The organism is Pseudonocardia adelaidensis, from assembly GCF_039543345.1.
Classification (GTDB): domain Bacteria; phylum Actinomycetota; class Actinomycetes; order Mycobacteriales; family Pseudonocardiaceae; genus Pseudonocardia; species Pseudonocardia adelaidensis.
In genome coordinates this window covers 1-20,811 of record NZ_BAABJO010000028.1, presented here as the reverse complement: position 1 = coordinate 20,811, position 20,811 = coordinate 1, and the positions used below count along the sequence as shown (strand labels likewise).

Here is a 20,811-nt window from a genome sequence, read left to right as displayed (position 1 = left end):
CAGTTCCAGATCGGCTGCGGCGCAGATGTGACGAGGAAGTGACGCGGCCGACATGCGGGCACAGCACGGCGCCGTGGCTAAACGTCAGAAGTGGCTCAGAACCGAAGAGTAGTAGCGATTCATCGGCCGGTCGATGAGCGCCCGCCCGGTGCCGTGCCATCATCGCACCGTGAGCGCCGACAGCGATCCGCACGGGGGTGTGACGCCTCGGATCGTGGCGGACGAGCTCGTCCGCTGCCGCCGCCGGGGCCTCGGACGCCTCGACGCCGTACTGGGATCCGAGCCGCCCGTCGAGCTCCCGGTGCTCCAACGCCTGAGCCTCAGCTGCTCCCCGGCCGGCCGCCGGGCGTCGACGGATCGCGGGGTGGCCATCGGCACCCTCATCCGGCTCGGGATCGCCGAGCTCGGCGACGATCGCCCCGAGGACGGGCGCCTGTTGACCGAGCTGTTCTTCGGCGACTCCCCGACCACGATTCCTTCGATGAGCCCGGGTGAGCTCCTGGACGCCGCGTTGCGGCGCCGGCGCGGGGTGAGCGAGGCCGCCTTCCGCCGGGAGCGCCGGCAGGCGTGCCTCCGTCTGGGCCGCGTGCTGCTGGATCTCGGTGCGCCGGCCGAGCCGCGGGCCGACCCGCTGGTCCGGACGAGCGCGTCGGCCGTGCTCGCCCTGGCGCAGGACCCGTCCGCCGACAACGGGACGATTCTCGAGCACCTGCGCGAGATGGCGCGCGAGTTCGACGTCGGCGAGGCCCTCGAGGTCATCACGACCTTCGACACCCCCGACATTCTCGGATGACGGAGCGTGGCATAACCGGACCGGATCCGGATACCCGGACGGGTGTGGCTACCCTCGGCGCGCACAAGACGGCGGCCACGATGAACGGTCGTCGATATCTCGGCACTAGGTGGCGGAAATGGATCGAAGCGACGGCCACTTCCGGGCGATGGCACGCCTCTTGCCGGCAGACGTGCCCGCCGTGTGGCACCCGGTCGACGACGCATTGATCGCCGGTCCCGAAGGGTTGTTGCGAGACCCGCGCGAGCTGTTCACCCCCGATGTGGTGACGCAACTCGACGCCGTGCTCGGCTTCGAGGGGACGCTGTCCCGGTGCCGCGACCAGCTCGTGCACACACCTCTCGTCGTCAACCTGACGGCCAGCACCCTGATGGGTGACCACACCCGCAAGGTGACCGTCATGTCGATCGCCGACGCCCTCCGGCTCGGGGCGACGGCGGTGGCCTGCCACCTCAACTTCAGCGCACCCGGCGAGAACGAGATGATCCAGCACTTCGGGAGCGTGGTCGCCGAGGCCCGCCGGTTCGGAATGCCGGTCGTCGCGATCACCTATCCGCGGGGCGTCCGCGGTGACGGCAGCGACGAGAACTACTTCGGCCTGCGGGCCGCGGATCCCGACGGGTTCGGCCGCAAGGTCGCGCACGCCGTCAGGGTGACGGCCGAGCTCGGCGCCTCGGTGATCAAAACCGTCTACACGGGCACGGCGGAATCCTTCCAGCGCGTCGTCGACGGGGCCTGCGGAGTGCCGGTCCTGATCGCCGGGGAGGAGTACGACCGGACCCCGGAGGTCCTGTACCGCGCCGAGACCGCCGTCGAGGTCGGGGCCCGGGGAGTGGCATTCGGTCGCCAGATATTCGAGCGGAAGGACCCGGCGAGCTTCCTGTACGAGCTGCGGGACCGGCTCCGCATCGCCTACGCCAAATGCTGCTCCGGTGCCGCTCATTCCCCGACGACGTAGCGAAGGCCGACGTCGTCCGTGCGGATGTTCACGTCGCCCCGGCCACGGTAGGCCGGGTGGGCCCGCCACTTCTCCTGGCGCCATGACCCGCCTTTGACGACGCGCCGGACGTGGTCGCCCGGGCGGTAGTAGTCGAACGTCCACTCGAAGCAGTTGCCCATCAGGTCTTTCGGTATCTCGACGCCGGACCGCCCGACGGCCTCGAACGCCCCCACCGGCGTCGTCCCGCCGACGCCGGACTCGATCGAGTTGATCGGCCCGTCGAGAGGTGCCCGGCCGAGCCGCCACACGCAGGCCGCTTCCCACTCGTCCTCGCTCGGCAGCCGCACGGGCGCGTCGAGCTCCCGGGACTTCCACTCGCAGAACGCGTTGGCTTCGTGCCAGGAGATCCCGATGACCGGGTGCAGCCCCGAGGTCGGCCCGCGGTACGACCAGAACCGCGGTGCCTCGATGGGGCGCCGGAAGTTCTCTCCCGCGTACCGCGCCAGGTCGTCGTCGCCGAGCTCCATGAACCGGACCAGTGCCGCGGCCTGGGCCGGACTCGCCAGTTGGTCGCGCAGGAGCCGCACGATGCGCTCGGGATGCTCGCGCAGGGTGTCCCGTTTGCGGATCCAGTTCAGCACGAACTGCTCGACCGTGTCCCGGCGCGACCTCCAGTCCCACCCGGCGTCGGTCCACAGATCCCGCTGGTGGTAACCGCCGTCGGCCACGAACTCCGCGTACTCCGCATTGGTCACCGGCACATCGGCGATCCAGAACGGTTTCAGCTCTATCGTCCGCCGCTCGCTCGCCACTTCGGGGCTGATCTTTGTCATGTCGACGTCCGGGACCGCGATGCCCGGACCCAGCTGCCACTCCCCCGCCGGGACGCGGTGCATCGCGGACGCGAGGTCGCCGCGTCGAGGCGCCGGGTACTTCCACCCCATCCCCGCGAGCGCTTCCATCGCGTCGATCGCGGCGACGACGGAGCCGGCCCGGGAGAGCAGGCCGCGCAGCGCGAGGCGGATCGAGCGGCCGGTCTCGGAATCGCCGTCGAGACGTGCGGCGGTGTGGGCGCGCGCGGCGAGCACGGGATCGGCGGCGGCCAGCTTCACCGTGAAGTCCTCACCGTGCAGCTGCGCGGCCGCCGACGCCATCCCCTCCGTGTCGCCGGCCGCGTCCCTCGGCTCGGGCCCTTCCGCGTCCCCCGCGCGGGGTTCCGTCGCGGCGTGGACCAGCTCCAGGACGCGGTCGGTGTCCATCGTCAGTGCAGCGAGGAGCTGGCGCACGATCCGGTGCGAGAAGCCGTAGGAGCGCCGCTCGTCCTCGACGAGCATGTGCAGGTCGATCGCGACCTCGAGGACCTCAGCGGGCGCCAGCTCGTCGAGACCCTCCTCGCGCAGCCCGTCCGCGATCGCGGCCCGTGCCCGGACCCGGTCGAGCTTCCCGCCCACCGTGTCGGCCGGGCGGCTCATCGTGCGGGCGAGGCCGGCGAGCACCCGGATCAGCGGCACGTCCGCGAGCAAGGGCCACGGGTCGGCTCCCGAGCGCCCCTGGGTGGCGACGAGGGCCGCGATCGCGCGCTCGGGCAACAGCCGGGGATGGAAGTGGAGCTGGTCCCGTTCGCGCAGGATCGCTGCGGCGATCGCGTTGCCGAACAGCCGGGCATCCGTCCTGGCGATGGGGGCCGTGCCCGCATCGAGGTAGGTCTGGAGCCGGAAGGGGCTGGAGTAGAACTGCGCGAGCTCGGGGTCCTCGCTGATCGCGGCGCGGACGTCGCGCGCGACGTCGACCCCGCGCCCCGCGGCGATCGCGACGATCTGGCGGGCCGTCACGGGGGCGAGCTCGACCGCCGTCGGTTCCTCTCCGCGCGCGCTGTGCAGCGGGATCAGCTGGTCGCGGGTGCGGCAGGACACGACGACGCGCCGCGCTCCGAGCTGGAAGCAGCCCGCGACGACGGCCCTCCACTCCAGCATCCACTGGGTGAGCGGCTGCGAGTGCGCTCCCACCTCGTTGTAGCCGTCGAGGATCACGGCTCCCCCGTCGGCGAGGAACTCGGGAAAGCTGCACCACGCGGTGGAGTCGACGGCGCGGTTCCAGCATTCCTCGACCCAGTCGAGGTCGATCGCCCGGCCGGGCGGGTGGTCGAACAGCGGTGCGTAGAACGTCGCGAGCGGTCTGCTGCTTTCCGGGGAACGCAGGACGTCGAGCGCGCACTGGGCGTCGAGCTGCCTGAGCTGCAGCGTCTTGCCGCTACCGGGTTCGCCGATGACCATCACGAGGCTCGTGGTCCGCGGATCCGAGAGCAGGTCGTGCAGGGAGTGGCTCATCGGAGGTGATGTGTTCGCACCCAAGCCCAGTATTCGCAGCGGCAGCTCGGCGACAATGCGACCACGGCGTTCGAACGACCAGTTCACGACCGTTCGCAGCGCGAACGCCTCACGGCTGCGGGCAGGCCGGTTGTCCCGGATATCCGCGATGAGCGCCGGGGTCGCCGCGACGAATCGGGCCGGCCCCGCCTGCAGGAGTCTGACCAGCTCGGACGAGGTGGTGCAGACGCCGCCGACGTCGGCGTCGGCAATGGGAACCACCGTCGGCACCACCGACCGTGGGAACTCCGCCAGATACGGTTCGACGTCGGCGATCCAGCGGGCCACCCGGCGGATGTCGGTGACGTCGCCGTTCCAGTCGATGCGCGGGCCGATGGGGAGGTCCGCGAGCTGTCCGTCGCGGGCGTCACCGGTGACCACGGCGACGTCGACGGCGGCGAGGTTGGCCAGCCGGAGCCACTCCGCCGCGCCGCGCGCCGTCAGGGGTTGCCGCATTACCGCGACGAGACAATCGAACCGTTGGTTTCGGGTCTGGTTTCGGGTCGCAGTGACGACTTCAGCGGACCTGTCGGCCGCGCGTAGCCGGGCGCGCAGTTCTTCGTTCGCGAGCGGGCTGTCCCCCCAGATACCGAACGTGGTGACTGGAGGCAAGAACGCCCTCCTGTCGACGTCGTCCGGGCAGCGCCGGCCTTCGCCGGCGAACGGCTCGGCAGGCATTCTTGCATTCCATCGACGGCAGGGCATCTTCCCGACGCCACCTCGGGCGGACCACGGCTCGTCCCCCCGGATCGGGGACGCAGGCATGATGGGAGCCGTGACGACCTCGGCACTCCGCTCCGGGCTCGACCTGCGCTGGGTCGATCCCGCCATCCGCCCGCAGGACGACCTGTTCTCCCACGTCAACGGCCAGTGGCTGCGCACGCACGTCATCCCCGACGACCGGGCGCAGGACGGCGCGTTCCGGGCGCTGTACGACAAGGCCGAGGAGGACGTGCGCGCGATCGTCGAGGAGGCCGACGGCGAGGCCGGCACCGATGCGCGCAAGATCGCCGACCTGTACGCGTCGTTCATGGACGTCGAGCGGATCGAGGCGCTCGGGACGGCGCCGCTGAAGCCGCTGCTCGACGAGGTCGCGGCCGCCGGGGACAAGGCCGCGCTCGCCGCCGTGCTGGGCCGCCGCCAGCGGGAGGCCCGCACGGCGCTGTTCGGCGCGTTCGTCTCCACCGACCCGAAGAACGCCACGCGGTACCTGGTGCAGCTCGAGCAGTCCGGGCTGGGCCTGCCCGACGAGTCCTACTACCGCGAGGACGCCTACGCCGAGATCCGGGCGTCGTACGTCGCCCACCTCGCGCGCCTCGCCGAGCTGGTCGGGCTGCCCGACCCGGCAGGGCTCGCCGAGCGCGTCCTGGAGCTCGAGACCGCGCTCGCGGCCTTCTCGTGGGACCGCGTCACCAACCGCGACGCCGAGAAGACCTACACGCTCATGACGCTGCCGGCGCTGCGGCAGAACGCGCCGGAGTTCGACTGGGGATCCTGGCTCACGGCGTTCGGCGCGCCGGACGGCGCCTTCGACGAGATCATCGTGCGGCAGCCGAGCTTCATCGCCGCCGCCGCGAAGCTCTGGGCCGAGCGGCCGCTGTCGCAGTGGCAGGAGTGGCTCGCGATCCACACCGCCTCCGCGTGCGCCGACTACCTCACCGAGGCGATCGTCGAGGAGGACTTCGACTTCCACGGCCGCACGCTGTCGGGCACGCCGCAGCTGCGGGAGCGGTGGAAGCGCGGCGTCGGGGTCGTCCAGGGGGCGCTCGGGGAGGCCGTCGGCGAGCTCTACGTCGAGCGGCACTTCCCCGCCGCGGCGAAGGAGCGGATGGTCGAGCTCGTCGCCAACCTCGTGGAGGCCTACCGGCAGAGCATCGGCGAGCTGGACTGGATGAGCCCGGCCACCCGTGAGCGGGCACTCGCCAAGCTCGCGAAGTTCGGGTCGAAGATCGGCTACCCGGAGAAGTGGAAGGACTACTCCGCCCTCGAGATCCGGGCCGACGACCTGCTCGGCAACGCGCTGCGCGCCGGCGCGTGGAACACCGACTTCCAGCTCGGCAAGGTCGGCAAGCCGGTGGACCGCGACGAGTGGCTGATGACGCCGCAGACCGTCAACGCCTACTACCACCCGCGCATGAACGAGGTGGTGTTCCCGGCCGCGATCCTGCAGCCGCCCTTCTTCGACGCGGACGCCGACGACGCGGCCAACTACGGCGGGATCGGCGCCGTCATCGGCCACGAGATCGGGCACGGGTTCGACGACCAGGGCTCCAAGTACGACGGCGACGGCAACATGACCGACTGGTGGGAGCCGGGCGACCGTGCGGAGTTCGAGCGCCGCGCCCAGGCGCTGATCGACCAGTACAGCGCGCTCTCCCCCGCCGGGCTGCCCGACCACAAGGTCAACGGCGCGCTCACGGTCGGGGAGAACATCGGCGACCTCGGCGGGCTGACCGTCGCGATCAAGGCGTACGAGATCGCGCTGGGCGGCGCCGAGGCACCGGTGCTCGACGGCTTCACCGGGCTGCAGCGGGTGCTCATCGGATGGGCGCAGGTGTGGCGGATCGTCACGCGCGAGGCCGAGGCGATCCGGCGGCTCGCGGTCGACCCGCACTCGCCGCCCGACCAGCGCTGCAACGCGGTCGTCTCGAACCTCGACGCGTTCCACGAGGCGTTCGGCGTGCGGGAGGGCGACGCGCTCTACCGGGCTCCGCACGAGCGGGTGCGGATCTGGTGACCGAGCGCTGGACCAGTGCCGAGTGCGCGGCCGCGTGGGGCGTGAAGCCGGCCACCTGGCTCGGCTACGTCTCGCGCGGCCAGGCACCGCAGCCGCTCTCGGCGCCCGACGCGCAGGGGCGCAGGCAGTGGGACGCCGCCGCGGTGCGCGGGTACCCGCGGCCGGGCGTCGGGCGCAGCCGGACCGGCGCCGGCCCCGAGGCGAAGGCGCTGCTCGCGCAGATGCGCGAGGTCGCCGAGCGCATGGAGGAGCTGCGCGGCCGGCAGCGGGAGCTGCTGTCCGCCGGCAAGGGGCAGGGGCTGGAGATCAGCGCCATGGCCAAGGCACTCGGGATCTCCCGGCAGACAGCCTACGGCTGGCTCGCCGACTGACCCGGCGTTCGCCTGATCGAGACCGAGCCTCTCGCATTTAGTTAGGTATGCTAAGTGGTTCCGCGACGAAGGGAGACGCCATGTGCGGGATCACCGGCTGGGTGTCGTTCGGACGCGACCTGCGCACCGAACAGGCCGGCCTGGACGCGATGACGGCGACGATGGCCTGCCGAGGCCCGGACGACGAAGGCACCTGGGTCAGCGAACACGCTGCGCTCGGCCACCGCAGGCTGGCGATCATCGACCTGCCGGGCGGCCGGCAGCCGATGAGCCTGTCGACGCCCGACGGGCCCCTCGCCCTCGTGTATTCGGGCGAGACCTACAACTTCACCGAGCTGCGGCGCGAGCTCGCCGGGCGCGGGCACCGGTTCGCCACCGACTCCGACACCGAGGTCGTGCTGCACGCCTACCTCGAGTGGGGTGCGGCGGCCGCGGAGCGGCTGAACGGCATGTACGCGTTCGCGATCTGGGACGGCCGGGTCGACGAGCTCGTGCTGGTCCGCGACCGCATGGGCATCAAGCCGCTCTACTACTACCCCACCGCGGACGGGGTCCTCTTCGGCTCCGAGCCCAAGGCGATCCTGGCCAACCCGCTCGCCGAGCACACCGTCACCCTGGACGGCCTGCGTGAGCTGTTCGCGTTCGTCAAGACCCCGGGCCACGCGGTGTGGGAGGGCATGCGCGAGGTGGAGCCGGGCACCGTCGTCACGGTGGGGGCGCGCGGGCTGCGCACCGACCGGTACTGGGCGCTGCCGACCCGCGAGCACGTCGACGACCGCGACACCTCGGTGGCGCGGGTGCGCGAGCTGCTGGAGGACATCGTCCGCCGCCAGCTGGTGTCCGACGTGCCCCGCTGCACCCTGCTCTCCGGCGGGCTCGACTCGTCGGCGCTCACCGCGATCGCGGCGGCGCAGCTGGCCGAGCGGGGCGAGGCGGTCCGCAGCTTCGCCGTGGACTTCGTCGGCCAGGCCGAGAACTTCGTGCCGGACGAGCTGCGCGCCACCCCGGACACCCCCTACGTGCACGAGGTGGCGGCGAAGTCGCGCACCGAGCACCGGGACATCGTCCTCGACCCCGACCAGCTCGCCGACCCGGATATCCGGGCCGCGGTGATCCGGGCCCGGGACCTGCCGGCCGGCCTCGGCGACGCGGACGCGTCGCTGTACCTGCTGTTCAAGGCGGTCCGGGAGCAGTCGACGGTGGCCCTGTCGGGGGAGTCCGCCGACGAGGTGTTCGGCGGCTACCAGTGGTTCTTCGACGAGGAGGCGCGCCGCGCGGCGACGTTCCCGTGGCTCACGCGGTTCCGCAGGCTCTCCGGCGGCGACGGTTCCTTCCTCCAGCCCGAGCTGACGCGGACCCTGGACCTGCCCGGCTACGTGCGCGGCGCGTACGAGACCGCGGTGGCCGCCATCGAGCGCCTCGACGGCGAGTCGGACTTCGAGTGGACGATGCGCCGGATCAGCCACCTGCACCTGACCCGCTTCGTGCGGAACCTGCTGGACCGCAAGGACCGGATGTCCATGGCCGTCGGGCTGGAGGTGCGCGTGCCGTTCTGCGACCACCGCCTCGTCGAGTACGTCTACAACGCGCCGTGGTCGCTGAAGTCCTTCGACGGCCGGGAGAAGTCGCTGCTGCGCGCCGCGTCCCGCGACCTCCTGCCGCAGTCCGTCGTGGACCGGGTGAAGTCGCCCTACCCGTCCACCCAGGACCCGCGCTACGTCGCGAACCTGCAGCGCAACGCCCGGGAGTACCTGGCCACGCCGGGTCACCCCGTGTTCGACGTCGTCGACCGGGAGTGGGTGGCCGCACAGGTGGAGCGGGAGCCGGCGCAGCTGGGCCCGGGCGGGCGCCGGGGACTCGAACGCACCCTCGACTTCGCGTTGTGGCTGGAGATGTACAGGCCGTCGCTGAAGCTGACCTGACCGCCGGTCACCCGCGGGGCGTCGCGCGGTCGGCCAGCCGCGCCCGGCCGGGCGCGGCGCCGGCCCAGGGCCCGCCGAGCTCGACGACCGCGATCGCCGACGTCTTCATCTCCGCCTCCTCGGCGGTGAGCGCGGCGACCAGCTCGGTGACGCCGGGGTTGTGGCCCAGGAGGAGCGCCGAGCCGACGTCGTCCGGCAGCGCGCGCACGACGGCGAGCAGCGTGTCGACCGCGGCCGCGTACACCCGGTCGTCGACGACCGGGTCGGGCGGCTCGTCCAGCTCGGCCGCGATCAGCCGCCACGTCTGGCGGGTGCGGGTGGCGGGCGAGCAGACCACCGCGTCGAGGTGCCCGACGTGGTCCCGGATCCACCGCCCGGCCTCCGGCGCATCCCGGCGGCCGCGCGCGTTCAGCGGCCGTTGCGGGTCGGGCACGCCGTCCGGCCACGCCGATTTCGCGTGCCGGACGACCACGAGCCGGCGGGGATCGATGGTCATGGGACGAACTCGCAGAAGCTCTCGTAGTGGTCGTCGGTGTAGTACCAGTGTTCCGGATCGCGCTCGTCCGGCCCACCCGTGACGATCCGGCGGGCGCCGCGGTCGCTCGACCCGGGCGTCTCGACGGTGAACTCCCGGTAGTAGCCGGGGTCCTCGCCGGGCAGGAGCCCCTCGCGGTTGCCGAAGGTGACGCCGTCGTTGCGCGGGTGCTCGTACGGCCCGCCCGCCTCGATCTCCTCGATCACCTCGTGCGCCTCGGGCGGCAGGTCCGCGACCGCGCAGTCGGCGATGCCGTCGTCGGGTGCGCTGCTGGTCGCGGCGGCGGCCGGGCCGGTGGCGGGCGGCGCGGTGCTCGGCGCCGACTGGCAGCCTGCCAGCGCGACCACGGCCAGCAGCACGCCGATCACCATGCGGATCACGCCGGCGCCTCCCCCAACGCCCGCACGCCGTGCCGCCGCACGAACGCGACCGTCTCGAACTGCCGGTCGCCGGGACCGCCGCCGCGCCACAGGTCGTCGCTGGCGCCGCGGAGGATCTCGGTCAGCTCGAGGAAGCCGGGGAGGTCCCCCTCCACCAGCTGCTCGGCGCCGGGCCAGAGCAGCACCACCCGCTCGGCATCGGGCCACCACGTGGCCAGGTCACGCAGCGAGTCGACCAGGGCGTCGAGGTTGCGGCCCGCCGTCTCCGGCAGCCGCAACGCCCGCGCGATCGCGGCCTGCGCCTCGCGCAGCCCGGCTGCCGGACCCGCGACCTCGGCCACGGCGAACCCGCTCCCGGCCAGTGTCCGGCGCACGCGCTCGGCGTCGATCGGTGCGGCGAGCAGCACCCCGCGCCCGCTCAGGCCGGGGAGCAGCGTCGCGATGCGCACCCGTGCGGTCCCGTTCACCGGCCCATTGGATCAGAAGAAGCCGTCCCGCCCCTCCAGCACCACCGAGCGGCGCGTCGTGCCCGCCCGGTGCCCGAGGTCGGCGCTGATCCGGTCGGCCGTCTGCACGAGGAGGGGCACCACCTCCCGGGCCAGCCGCTCCGGGTCGGACCGCCCGCTGGACGTCGACGACGCGAGCGCCGCGACGACGGCGCCGGAACGGTCGCGGACCGGCGCGGAGGCGGACAGCAGGCCCTCCTCCAGCTCCTCCGCGACGATCGCCCAGCCCTGTTCGCGGACGGCGCGCAGCGCGGCGCGCAACCGCTCCGGGTCGGTGATCGTGTGCGCGGTGAACGCCCGCAGACCGGACTCCGCCACGACCCGCTCGACGACCGCCTGCGGCGCCCATGCCAGCAGGGCCCGCCCCATGGACGTGGCGTGCGCGGGGACGCGCGTGCCGATCGCCACGTTGATGCTCATGATCCGCCGCACCGGCACCCGGGCGACGTAGACGACCTCGGTGCCGTCGAGCGCGGCGAGGGACGCCGACTCGCCGGTCCGCTCGGCCAGCGCGAGCAGGTGGGGCTGCGCGGCCTCGATCATGGCGTTGGAGCCGGAGTAGTGCTGGCCGATGGAGAGCACGCGCGGCGTGAGCCGCCACCGCGGCCCCTCGGCCTGCACGTACCCGAGCCGCTGCAGCGTCAGCAGGATCCGGCGCACCGCGGGCCGGGACAGGCCGGTGACGGCGGCGAGCTCGGCGAGCGACGGGTTGGGCAGTTCCTCGTCGAAGGCGAGCAGCACCGCGAAGCCGCGCTCGATGCTCTGGATGTAGTCGCGCTCGCTCTCCGTGCCGGTCATCCCGGCAATCCTCGCACCCTCATGCGAGGTGGGACCGCAGCTCCTCGCCGTTGCTGCTCAGTGCGAACCCTTCGTAGCCGTTCGCGGCGACCGCATCGCACCGCTCCCGGTAGGTCCCGAGGCCGCCGAGGTAGGGGTAGAGGGTGCGGCGCTTCCCCGGGATGTTCGCCCCCACCCACCAGGAGTTGGCCCTCGGCAGGAGCGTCGCGTCGCCCACCTCGGTGTGGTGGGCGACCCAGTCGTCCTCCGCCTCGGGCAACGGTTCGATCCGGTCGAGGTCGTGCTCGCGCAGGTACCGGATGCAGTCGGCGACCCAGTCGACGTGCTGCTCGATCGCGGCGGTCATGTTCGTGAGGACCGAGGGGCTCTGCGGGCCCGTGAGGGTGAACAGGTTCGGGAAGCCGTGGGTCGCGAGCCCGAGGTAGCTGCGCGGCCCCTCCGCCCACTTCTCGGTGAGCGGCACCCCGCCCCGGCCCCGGATGCCCATCCTGAACAGCGCGCCGGTCATCGCGTCGAAGCCGGTCGCGTAGATGATCGCGTCGACCTCGTACTCGCCGTCCCGCGTCCGCACACCCCGCGGGGTGATCTCCTCGATCGGGGACCGCCGGACGTCGACCAGCTCCACGTTCTCCCTGTTGAACGCCTCGTAGTAGCCGTGCTCCAGCGGGGGGCGCTTCGTGAAGAAGGGGTGGTCCTTCGGCGCGAGCAGCTCGGCGACCTCCGGGTCGTGCACGATCTCCCGGATCTTGGAACGGACGAACTCCGAGGCGGTCTCGTTCGCCTCCTCGTCGGTCAGGAGGTCGGTGAAGGTCTCCCCGCCCAGCCGGAAGCCGCCCTTCCCCCAGGCCACCTCGTAGACGCGCCTGCGCTCGTCCGGGCCGACCTCGAGCGCCGAACGCTCGGGAACGTCGTACGGCAGGCCCAGCGGTGACTCCCGCATCCGCTGCCAGAGCTGCTTGTAGGTCTCCTTGGTCGTCCGCACGTACTCCTGGTCGAGCGGCCGGTTCCACCCCGGGATGTCGTAGTTCGGCGTGCGCTGGAACACGTACAGGTGCTCCACGTCATCGGCGATCTCGGGGACGATCTGCACCGAGGTGGCGCCGGTGCCGATCACCGCCACCCGCTGGCCGGTGAAGTCGACACCCTCGTGCGGCCAGTGCCCGGTGTGGTGCGAGGCGCCCTCGAAGGTGTCGCGGCCCGGGAACTCGGGCAGGTTGGCGACCGAGAGGCAGCCGACCGCGGTGATCAGGAACCGCGCCGTCGCCCGCCCGCCACCGTCCGTGCCGATCTCCCAGCGGTTCGTCGCCTCGTCGTACACCGCCGCGGTGACGCGCGTGTCGAACCGGATGTCCTTGCGCAGGTCGAACCGGTCGGCCACGTGCTGGAGGTAGCCGAGGATCTCGGGCTGCGCGGCGTAGCGCTCGCTCCAGGTCCAGTCCTCGAGCAGTTCCTCGGAGAAGTGGTCCGAGAACACGTAGTAGATGCTCTCGCTGTCACACCGCGCTCCCGGATAGCGGTTCCAGTACCAGGTGCCCCCGACGTCGCCCGCGGCCTCGAACACCCGCACCGAGAGGCCGAGCTCGCGCAGGCGGTGCAGCATGTACAGCCCGGAGAACCCGGCGCCGACGACGACCGCATCGAACTCTTCCGTGGGCTTCCCCGACGTGACGGTCACATCCGACTCCCTTGTCCGACGATCCGGTCCGTCTCCAGCATGCGTCACCACGACCGTCCTCGGGAGGGGTGCGGGCGAAAAAGAGGTTCATCCTGCGGCGGGTTTCTCCCGGGCTTGACCCGGGGCCCGTCCTGGTGCACTCTCTCCTGCATTGAACGCAGAGCGTTCATGACGTACGCATAGCGTACTCGCACGAGGAGGTGCGTGATGGACCAGCGACGGCTGCGCGACGCGTTCGGCAGCTTCGCCACCGGGGTGACCGTCGTGACCTGCCGGAACGGGGAGGGCAGGCCGCACGGGGCCACCGTCAACGCGTTCACCGCGGTGTCGCTCGAGCCGGCCCTCTGCCAGGTGACGCTGGCGCGGAGGTCCAAGGCGTGCCAGTACCTGGACGGGGCGGGCTTCGCCGTCAACGTGCTGGCCGCGGCGCAGCTGCACACCGCGCTGCACTTCGCCGGGCGCCCGCAGGAGCCGGAGCCGGAGTGGGCCGACGGTCCGACGGCACCGGCCCTGGTGGGCAACGCCGCCACCATCTCCTGCCGGCCGTGGCGCACCTACGACGGCGGGGACCACCTCATCGTGATCGGCGAGGTCGACCACCTCGACGTCACCGACGCCGAACCGCTGGTGTTCCACGCGGGCGCGTTCCGCGAGCTGCGAGCGCCCGAGACCGGCGTGCACTGGGCCGGTTCGCTCGACTGCCCCGAGGCCGGCTGGTTCGACGCAAGTGCGGCCTTCACCCCGCTGCGGCGCCGCGCCGCCTGACCCGACTCCACCGACGCAGAAGGGCTACCGATGACCATCCAGCAGGAACGCCCCACCACCACCCGCCCGATGACGGGCGCCGACTACATCGAGTCGATCCGCGACGGCCGCGAGGTCTGGGTCTACGGCGAGCGCGTCCAGGACGTCACCACCCACCCCGCGTTCCGCAACCCGGTGCGCATGACCGCGCGGCTCTACGACGCGCTGCACGACCCCGCGCACGCCGACGCCCTGACCGTCCCGACCGACACCGGCAACGGCGGCGTCACCCACCCGTTCTTCCGCAGCCCGCACACCGTGGACGACCTGCTCGCCGACCGGCGCGCCATCGAGACCTGGGCGCGCATGACGTACGGCTGGATGGGCCGCAGCCCCGACTACAAGGCGAGCTTCCTCGGCACGCTGGGCGCGAACAGCGAGTTCTACGCGCCGTTCGAGGACAACGCGAAGCGCTGGTACCGGGAGTCGCAGGAGAAGGTCCTGTACTGGAACCACGCGATCATCAACCCGCCCGTCGACCGCAACCTGCCGCCGGACGAGGTCGGCGACGTCTTCATGAAGGTCGAGGAGGAGACCGACGCCGGGCTCGTCGTCTCGGGCGCCAAGGTCGTCGCCACCGGCTCGGCGATCACGAACTACAACTTCATCGCCCACTACGGCCTGCCCATCAAGAAGAAGGAGTTCGCGCTCATCTGCACGGTGCCGATGGACGCACCGGGCATCAAGCTGATCTGCCGCGCCTCCTACACGCAGCAGGCCGCCGTCATGGGCAGCCCGTTCGACTACCCGCTCTCGTCGCGGCTCGACGAGAACGACACGATCTTCGTGTTCGACAAGGTGCTCGTGCCGTGGGAGAACGTCTTCTGCTACGGCGACATCGAGAAGATCAACGGCTTCTTCCCGGTGTCGGGGTTCATCCCGCGGTTCACGTTCCACGGCTGCATCCGGCTCGCGACGAAGCTGGACTTCATCGCCGGGCTGCTGCTCAAGGCCCTCGAAATCACCGGGAGCAAGGACTTCCGCGGCGTCCAGTCGCGTGCGGGTGAGGTCGTCGGCTGGCGCAACACCTTCTACGCGCTCGCCGACGCGATGGCCCGCAACCCCGACGAGTGGACGAACGGGGCGCTGCTGCCCAAGCTCGACTACGGGCTGACCTACCGGATGCTGATGATCCAGGCCTACCCGCGGGTCAAGGAGATCATCGAGTCCGACGTGGCGAGCGGGCTGATCTACCTCAACTCGCACGCGATCGACTTCAAGACCCCCGAGGTGCGGCCGTACCTGGACAAGTACGTCCGCGGCTCGAACGGCTACCCGGCGGTCGAGCGCGTCAAGGTCATGAAGGCGCTCTGGGACGCCGTCGGCTCCGAGTTCGGCGGCCGCCACGAGCTCTACGAGCGCAACTACTCCGGCAACCACGAGAACGTGAAGTCCGAGCTGCTCTTCGCGGCCGAGGCCCAGGGCACCACCGCGGCGATGAAGGGCCTCGCCGAACAGTGCCTGGCCGAGTACGACCTCGACGGCTGGACCGTCCCCGACCTCATCGGCAACGACGACGTGTCGTTCCTGCGGAACCGCTAGGAGAACCGCGATGACCACCACCGAGAAGCACTCCCCGACCGCCGCCGGATCGGGAGCGTCGGCCACCGAGTCGTTCCGCCGCGCGAGCGCGGAGGGTGGAGCGGCCGTCGATCCGCAGCGGGTCGACGCCGTCGTGCGGGCCGTCCTGGAGGGCGTGCACGCCGCCATCCGCACCCACGAGGTCACCTACGCCGAGTTCCAGGCCGCCAAGAAGTGGCTGATCGAGGTCGGTGAGGGCGGCGAGTGGCCGCTGTTCCTCGACGTGTTCGTCGAGCACGTCGTCGAGGAGGTGGCCGCCGAGACCCAGCAGGGCACCAAGGGCAGCATCCTCGGCCCGTACTACCTGCCCGGCCAGCGGCGGCTGCCCTCGCCCGCGACGCTCCCGCAGCGCCCGGACGAGGGCGGCACCCCGCTCGTGTTCACCGGCCAGGTGCGGGACGTCGACGGCAACCCGGTCGCAGGCGCCGAGCTGGACATCTGGCAGGCCGACGAGCAGGGCTACTACTCCGGCTTCGCCCCGGACATCCCGGACGGCAACCTGCGCGGCGTGGTCGCCGCCGACGACACGGGCCGGTTCGAGATCACGACGGTGCGGCCGGCCCCGTACCAGATCCCGACCGACGGCCCCACCGGCGCGCTCTGCGCGGCCGCGGGATGGGAGCCGTGGCGGCCCGCCCACCTGCACCTGCTGGTCCGCGCGCCCGGCCACCGCCAGATCACCACCCAGCTGTACTTCCAGGGCGGTGAGTGGCTCGACGCCGACATCGCGGGCGCCACCAAGCCGGAGCTCGTCCTGGACCCGCAGCCGCAGGCCGACGGCCGGCTGCGCGCCGAGTACGACTTCGTGCTCGAGCCCGTCGCGTAGCAGATCGGCCCGTAGAAGAGAGGTTCTGTGAACGACCTGGTGATCGACCGCGTCGAGACGGTGCTGCTTGACATCCCGTTGCGCCGCCCGCACCGTTTCGCGCGCACGAGCATGGACGCCCAGCCGGTGCTGCTGGTGTTCGTGCGCACGGCGGGCGGCGGCGCCGGCGTCGGCGAGGGTGTCGTCCCGGCCGGCCCGTGGTGGGGCGGCGAGTCCGTCGAGACCATGCAGCTGGTGGTCGAGCGGTACATCGCGCCCCTGCTGCTGGGCCGCCGGGTCGACGACATCGCCGGCGTCCTCCGGGACGTCGGCGACGTCGTGGCGGCGAACCTGTACGCGAAGTGCGCGGTCGAGGTCGCGCTGCACGACGCGTGGGCGCGCTGCCTCGGCGTCCCGGTGCACACCCTGCTCGGCGGCGCGGCCCGCACGTCGGTCCCGGTGACGTGGGCACTGGGCACCGAGCCCGCGCCCGCCGTCGTCGAGGAGGCCCTCGGGAAGCTCGACGCGGGGCTGCACCGCAGCTTCAAGCTGAAGATGGGCGCGCAGGACCCGGCCGACGACGTGGCCCGCATCTGCGCGGTGGCGGAGAAGCTCGCGGGCGTCGCGAGCGTGCGCGTCGACCTCAACGCCCGCTGGGACCGGCTCACCTCGCTCACCCACCTGCCGACGCTGGTCGACGCCGGCGTCGACCTCGTCGAGCAGCCCGTTCCGGGCGCGGAGTTCGAGGCGCTCGCCGAGATCAACCGGGCGCTGCCCATCCCCGTGATGGCCGACGAGAGCCTCCGCACGCCCACCGACGCACTGCGCCTGGCGAAGCTCGGCGCCGCCGACGTGTACTCGCTCAAGACCACGAAGTCGGGCGGGCTGCGCGCCACGAAGGCGATCGCCGAGATCGCCGCGGCCGCCGGCATCCCGTGCCACGCCGGCACGTCGATCGAGAGCCCGATCGGCACCGCGGCGTCGCTGCACCTCGCGTGCGCCGCCCCGGCCGCGACGTGGGGCAGCGAGCTCTTCGGCCCGCTGCTCATGAGCGAGGAGCTGCTCACCACGCCGCTGCGCTACGCCGACGGCGAGCTGCACCTGCCCGACGGCCCGGGGCTCGGCGTCGAGCTCGACCCCGCCGCCGTGCATGCCCTGACCAGGAGGTAGCCGTGCTGTTCCACGTGCGGATGGACGTGGCCATCCCCCACGACCTCGAACCGGACGAGCGCGCCCGGCTCGTCGCCACCGAGAAGGAACGGGCGCTCGCGCTGCAGCGCGCCGGCACGTGGGTGCACCTGTGGCGGATCGTCGGGCAGTACTCGAACATCAGCGTCTTCGACGTCGGCTCCCCGGACGAGCTGCACGAGATCCTCTGGTCGCTACCGCTGTTCCCGTTCATGACCGTGCAGGTCACGCCGCTGGCCCGGCACCCGTCGGCGCTGGTGGCCGGGCCATGAGCGCGCCCGCGATCACGCGGCTCTGGCGGGGCGTCGAGGAGGTCCCCGCGGGCTGGGGCCCGTGCGTCGTCACGCTCGGCGTGTTCGACGGGCTGCACCGCAGCCACGCCCGGCTCGTGGAGCGGGCCGTGCGCACGGGCCGGACCCGCGGCCTGCCCGTCGTGCTCGTGACGTTCGACCCGCACCCGGCGCGCGTCGTCGGCCGCCCCCGCGACACCGCGGCGCTCACCACCGTCGAACGGCGCGCCGTGTGCGTGCTGCCGTTCACCCCCGACCTCGCGCAGCTGTCGCCGGGCGCGTTCGTCGAGCGGGTGCTGGTCGGCGCACTGCGGGCCGCCGCCGTGGTCGTCGGCGCGAACTTCACCTTCGGCCGCCGCGGCGCGGGTGACCCCGCCCTGCTGCGCGGCTTCGGCAACGGCTACGGCTTCACCGTCGAGGCCGTCGCGCTGCTCCACGAGGTCGAGGCGCTCTGCTCGTCGACGTACGTGCGGGAGCGGCTGCGGGCAGGCGACGTCCGCGCCGCATCCAGGGCACTGGGCAGGCCGCACCGCGTCGACGGCATCGCGTGCGGCCGGGCGCTCGACGTCGCCGAGGGCACCGCACTCCCCGCGCCCGGCCGGTACGTCGCCCGGGTCGACGGCGCCCGGCGCACGACGGTGGAGGTGACGCCCTGCGGCAGGGTGCTCGTGGGGGCGGAGGGACCGGCGAGCGTCGAGTTCCTCGACCTCGCGGGCCCCTCATGAGTCCAGGTCGCGCCCTCAGGATGCGGTGTCCGACACCGGTCGCCTCGACCCGCTCGAGGTCGTCGCCGGGTGCCCGTCGCCGGTGACCGCTCGATGTCCACCAGCCGTTTCGCGTCCCGGTCGCGGTAGTCGGCGACCCGGGCGCCCGACGGTGCTCGCCACCGCTTCCGGTGTGGGCCGACCTGGCCGCGCTCACCCAGCACCCCGCAAGGATGGCGAGCACCGAAAGGCGCCGAGTCCAACCGGAGCTCGACGAGGACCACACACGGTCACAGACCGGCGCACAGAGCCGGCGAGCACGAGATACGCGGAGGTACCAGTGAAGGCAATCGTCGCGACGGATCAGGCCGCGGAAGCAGCCGGGATCACGCTCGCGGAGCGGCCCGAGCCGACGCCGGCGATCAACGACGTCGTCGTCGACGTCCATGCGTCGGGCTTCGTCCCCGCAGAGTGGGAGTGGCCCTCGACGTGGGTCGATCGCTCCGGTCACGATCGAGCCCCGGCGATCATCGGCCACGAGTTCGCCGGAGTGGTCACCTCCCTCGGCTACGGCACGACGGGGCTCTCGCTGGGTCAGCGGGTGTTCGGGATCACGGACTGGCACCGCGACGGAACCCTGGCCGAGTACGCGGCCGTGGAGGCACGCAACCTTGCGCCGCTGCCGGGGAACGTCGACTTCACGGTGGGTGCCAGCCTGCCGATCTCCGGCCTGACCGCGTGGCAGGGCCTGTTCCAGCACGGTCGTCTTCAGCCGGGGCAGAGCGTCCTCGCACACGGCGCCGCCGGCGCGGTGGGGTCTGTGGTGACGCAGCTCGCCCGGGAGTTCGGTGCCTACGTCATCGGTACCGGGCGGGCGGCGGACCGCCAGGCGGCGCTCGACTTCGGCGCGAACGAGTTCCTCGACCTCGACGACGAGGATCTCGACGACGTCGGCGGGGTCGACCTGGTCTTCGATGTCATCGGCGGTGACGTCCAAAGGCGCTCGGCGAGCATCATCCGGCCTGGCGGGACGCTGGTGTCGGTGGTCGGGCCCGCTGAGGCTCGCCCTGTCGACGGCCTCGCGGTCGACTTCGTCGTCGAGTCCGTTCCGAGCCAGCTGGTGGAGATCGTCGACCGGGTCCGGGACGGGCGCCTTCGCACGCACATCGGAACCGTCGCGACCCTCGACGACGCCGTCCCTGCGCTCAACCCGACCGAGCGGCGCAAGGGCAAGACCGTCATTCGGGTGCGCCCCTGAGCGCCCCCGGAACAGGGCCAGCGAGCCGCACCCGCTCGGCATCGGGCAGCCGTGCGGCCCGCTGCGCGGACGCGCCGCAGAACGTTCAGGCTGCGGTCTTGATCCGGCGGGGTAGCAGCACGTCGAGGATGGGTTCGGGATCCAGGCGGTCGCCGTCCCAGTCCGGGGTCAGCGTGCGGTGATCGATCCGCAGCCGGGCCCGGGTGTGCATCTCGACCAGGCTTTCGGCGTTGCCGGTCAGCGGCGCCGCCACCGCCGGGACCGGTGAGCCGTCCGGGCGCAGGAACTCCCAGCGCCCGGCCAGCCGCCGGATCCGGTAGCCGTGATCGTGGATCACCGCGTGGTGGAAGGAGCACAACAGGATCAGGTTGTCGATGTCGGTGGGCCCGCCGAACAGCCAGGACAACACGTGGTGGGCGTGCAGGAACCGGGTGTGGGTACAGCCCGGGAACTGACACCGCCCACCGTCGCGCACCGTCAACGCCGCGATCTGCGCCGGGGAGGCCAGGCGCCGGTTGCGCCCGAAGTACATCCGGTTACCGGTGCGGTCATCCAGCAGGGCCTGCACCCGGGCATCACACGCCAACCGCTCCGCGGTGGCGGCGGGGATCTCCGGGCCGCCCTCGATCCGGGCCGTCCCGGTGGGAACCTCGACGTGCACCACCACCTGCGTCTCACCCCGCTCCACGACCGGGCCGCCGTCGTCGTCGGCGCGGCCGCTGACCAGGGCCAGCAGGGCGTCGGCCCGCCGCGCCTCGGTGTGGTCGGCGGCCGGGCCGGGTGCCTGTTCTTGGGCGCGTTCGTCCAGGTCCGGTGGCGCCGGTGGGGTCGGCTGGGTGGTCGGGGCCCGGGCCGGGACCAGCGCCTCGATCGCGGCGATGAACGCGGCCCCGGCATCCGGGGTGAGCCGGGCCCGCACCACCAGTGCACCGTCGTCGTCCCACCGCCAGGACAACGACCGGCGCGCGGCGCTGTCGGGTGGTGGGGTGTGGCGGCGGCGCACCGCGCGGACCAGGGTTTCGACGTGGCCAGCGGTGCCGCACAACGCGAGGGTGAGCAGCACCTGCTCGGCGGTGGCCGGGTCGGCCACGGTGGTGGTGCGCCACCGCGGTTCGCCGGCGGCGATCTCGGCACCGATCCGGGTCAACGTCGCACTGT

Annotated in this window: 19 protein-coding genes; 12 read left to right on the top strand and 7 right to left on the bottom strand. The window is 72.3% G+C overall.

Annotated elements, in window-relative coordinates; translation table 11 throughout:
• Positions 1-169 precede the first annotated feature (169 nt).
• Both ABEA81_RS30110 and ABEA81_RS30105 read left to right on the top strand, forming a co-directional pair.
• On the top strand, positions 170-793 hold the full coding sequence (locus ABEA81_RS30110) for a hypothetical protein (RefSeq protein ID WP_345609642.1): 624 nt from the start codon (positions 170-172) through the stop codon (positions 791-793).
• A gap of 118 nt (positions 794-911) precedes the next feature.
• Positions 912-1,751 carry a class I fructose-bisphosphate aldolase gene (locus ABEA81_RS30105; protein WP_345609640.1) on the top strand — a complete coding sequence of 280 codons (840 nt, stop codon included), beginning with the start codon at positions 912-914 and terminating at the stop codon, positions 1,749-1,751.
• Here ABEA81_RS30105 and ABEA81_RS30100 read toward each other — a convergent pair.
• The gene (locus ABEA81_RS30100) at positions 1,733-4,555 is read right to left on the bottom strand and encodes an SUMF1/EgtB/PvdO family nonheme iron enzyme (protein WP_345609638.1); all 2,823 of its coding nucleotides are present in this window, start codon (positions 4,553-4,555) and stop codon (positions 1,733-1,735) included. The two genes, ABEA81_RS30105 and ABEA81_RS30100, sit on opposite strands and share 19 nt — an antisense overlap.
• Positions 4,556-4,874: 319 nt before the next feature.
• Here ABEA81_RS30100 and ABEA81_RS30095 point away from each other — a divergent pair, with 319 nt between their 5' ends.
• From ABEA81_RS30095 to asnB, 3 genes are all read left to right on the top strand, one after another.
• A complete protein-coding gene (locus ABEA81_RS30095) occupies positions 4,875-6,836 on the top strand; it encodes a M13 family metallopeptidase (protein WP_345609636.1) in 1,962 nt (653 codons plus the stop codon).
• The gene (locus ABEA81_RS30090; RefSeq protein ID WP_345609634.1) at positions 6,833-7,207 is read left to right on the top strand and encodes a hypothetical protein; all 375 of its coding nucleotides are present in this window, start codon (positions 6,833-6,835) and stop codon (positions 7,205-7,207) included. The genes ABEA81_RS30095 and ABEA81_RS30090 overlap by 4 nt, the downstream gene beginning before the upstream one ends.
• 80 nt (positions 7,208-7,287) lie before the next feature.
• Positions 7,288-9,129 carry an asparagine synthase (glutamine-hydrolyzing) gene (gene asnB / locus ABEA81_RS30085; RefSeq protein ID WP_345609632.1) on the top strand — a complete coding sequence of 614 codons (1,842 nt, stop codon included), beginning with the start codon at positions 7,288-7,290 and terminating at the stop codon, positions 9,127-9,129.
• A gap of 7 nt (positions 9,130-9,136) precedes the next feature.
• On the opposite strand, the gene ABEA81_RS30080 is transcribed toward asnB, so the two are convergent.
• Genes ABEA81_RS30080 through ABEA81_RS30060 form a run of 5 tightly spaced genes read right to left on the bottom strand, consistent with a single transcriptional unit; the run spans position 9,137 to position 13,023 of the window.
• Positions 9,137-9,625 (bottom strand): SixA phosphatase family protein, encoded by a 489-nt coding sequence (locus tag ABEA81_RS30080; protein WP_345609630.1) that lies wholly within the window; start codon positions 9,623-9,625, stop codon positions 9,137-9,139.
• Positions 9,622-10,035, bottom strand: coding sequence for a guanyl-specific ribonuclease (locus ABEA81_RS30075; protein ID WP_345609763.1), 414 nt, complete (start codon positions 10,033-10,035; stop codon positions 9,622-9,624). The genes ABEA81_RS30080 and ABEA81_RS30075 overlap by 4 nt, the downstream gene beginning before the upstream one ends.
• 5 nt (positions 10,036-10,040) lie before the next feature.
• Positions 10,041-10,511: a barstar family protein gene (locus ABEA81_RS30070; protein WP_345609628.1), complete on the bottom strand. Its 471-nt coding sequence runs from the start codon at positions 10,509-10,511 to the stop codon at positions 10,041-10,043.
• A gap of 12 nt (positions 10,512-10,523) precedes the next feature.
• Positions 10,524-11,348 (bottom strand): IclR family transcriptional regulator domain-containing protein, encoded by an 825-nt coding sequence (locus ABEA81_RS30065; RefSeq protein ID WP_345609626.1) that lies wholly within the window; start codon positions 11,346-11,348, stop codon positions 10,524-10,526.
• 19 nt (positions 11,349-11,367) lie between these two features.
• Complete coding sequence (locus tag ABEA81_RS30060; RefSeq protein WP_345609624.1) at positions 11,368-13,023, bottom strand: flavin-containing monooxygenase; 1,656 nt, start codon at positions 13,021-13,023, stop codon at positions 11,368-11,370.
• Positions 13,024-13,230: 207 nt separating this feature from the next.
• Between ABEA81_RS30060 and ABEA81_RS30055 the strand changes: the two genes are divergently transcribed.
• From ABEA81_RS30055 to ABEA81_RS30025, 7 genes are all read left to right on the top strand, one after another.
• Positions 13,231-13,788: a flavin reductase family protein gene (locus ABEA81_RS30055; RefSeq protein ID WP_345609622.1), complete on the top strand. Its 558-nt coding sequence runs from the start codon at positions 13,231-13,233 to the stop codon at positions 13,786-13,788.
• A gap of 30 nt (positions 13,789-13,818) precedes the next feature.
• The gene (locus tag ABEA81_RS30050) at positions 13,819-15,369 is read left to right on the top strand and encodes a 4-hydroxyphenylacetate 3-hydroxylase family protein (RefSeq protein WP_345609621.1); all 1,551 of its coding nucleotides are present in this window, start codon (positions 13,819-13,821) and stop codon (positions 15,367-15,369) included.
• A gap of 10 nt (positions 15,370-15,379) precedes the next feature.
• Complete coding sequence (catA, locus tag ABEA81_RS30045; protein ID WP_345609619.1) at positions 15,380-16,234, top strand: catechol 1,2-dioxygenase; 855 nt, start codon at positions 15,380-15,382, stop codon at positions 16,232-16,234.
• Positions 16,235-16,261: 27 nt separating this feature from the next.
• On the top strand, positions 16,262-17,383 hold the full coding sequence (locus tag ABEA81_RS30040; protein WP_345609617.1) for a muconate/chloromuconate family cycloisomerase: 1,122 nt from the start codon (positions 16,262-16,264) through the stop codon (positions 17,381-17,383).
• Positions 17,384-17,385: 2 nt separating this feature from the next.
• On the top strand, positions 17,386-17,673 hold the full coding sequence (gene catC / locus ABEA81_RS30035; RefSeq protein ID WP_345609615.1) for a muconolactone Delta-isomerase: 288 nt from the start codon (positions 17,386-17,388) through the stop codon (positions 17,671-17,673).
• Positions 17,670-18,416 carry a cytidyltransferase gene (locus tag ABEA81_RS30030; protein ID WP_345609613.1) on the top strand — a complete coding sequence of 249 codons (747 nt, stop codon included), beginning with the start codon at positions 17,670-17,672 and terminating at the stop codon, positions 18,414-18,416. The genes catC and ABEA81_RS30030 overlap by 4 nt, the downstream gene beginning before the upstream one ends.
• Before the next feature lie 319 nt (positions 18,417-18,735).
• Positions 18,736-19,653 carry an NADP-dependent oxidoreductase gene (locus tag ABEA81_RS30025; protein WP_345609611.1) on the top strand — a complete coding sequence of 306 codons (918 nt, stop codon included), beginning with the start codon at positions 18,736-18,738 and terminating at the stop codon, positions 19,651-19,653.
• Positions 19,654-19,738: 85 nt separating this feature from the next.
• Here the strand turns inward: ABEA81_RS30025 and ABEA81_RS30020 are convergent.
• Positions 19,739-20,811 (bottom strand): HNH endonuclease signature motif containing protein (locus ABEA81_RS30020; RefSeq protein WP_345609609.1); only part of this gene is annotated, 1,073 nt, incomplete at its 5' end.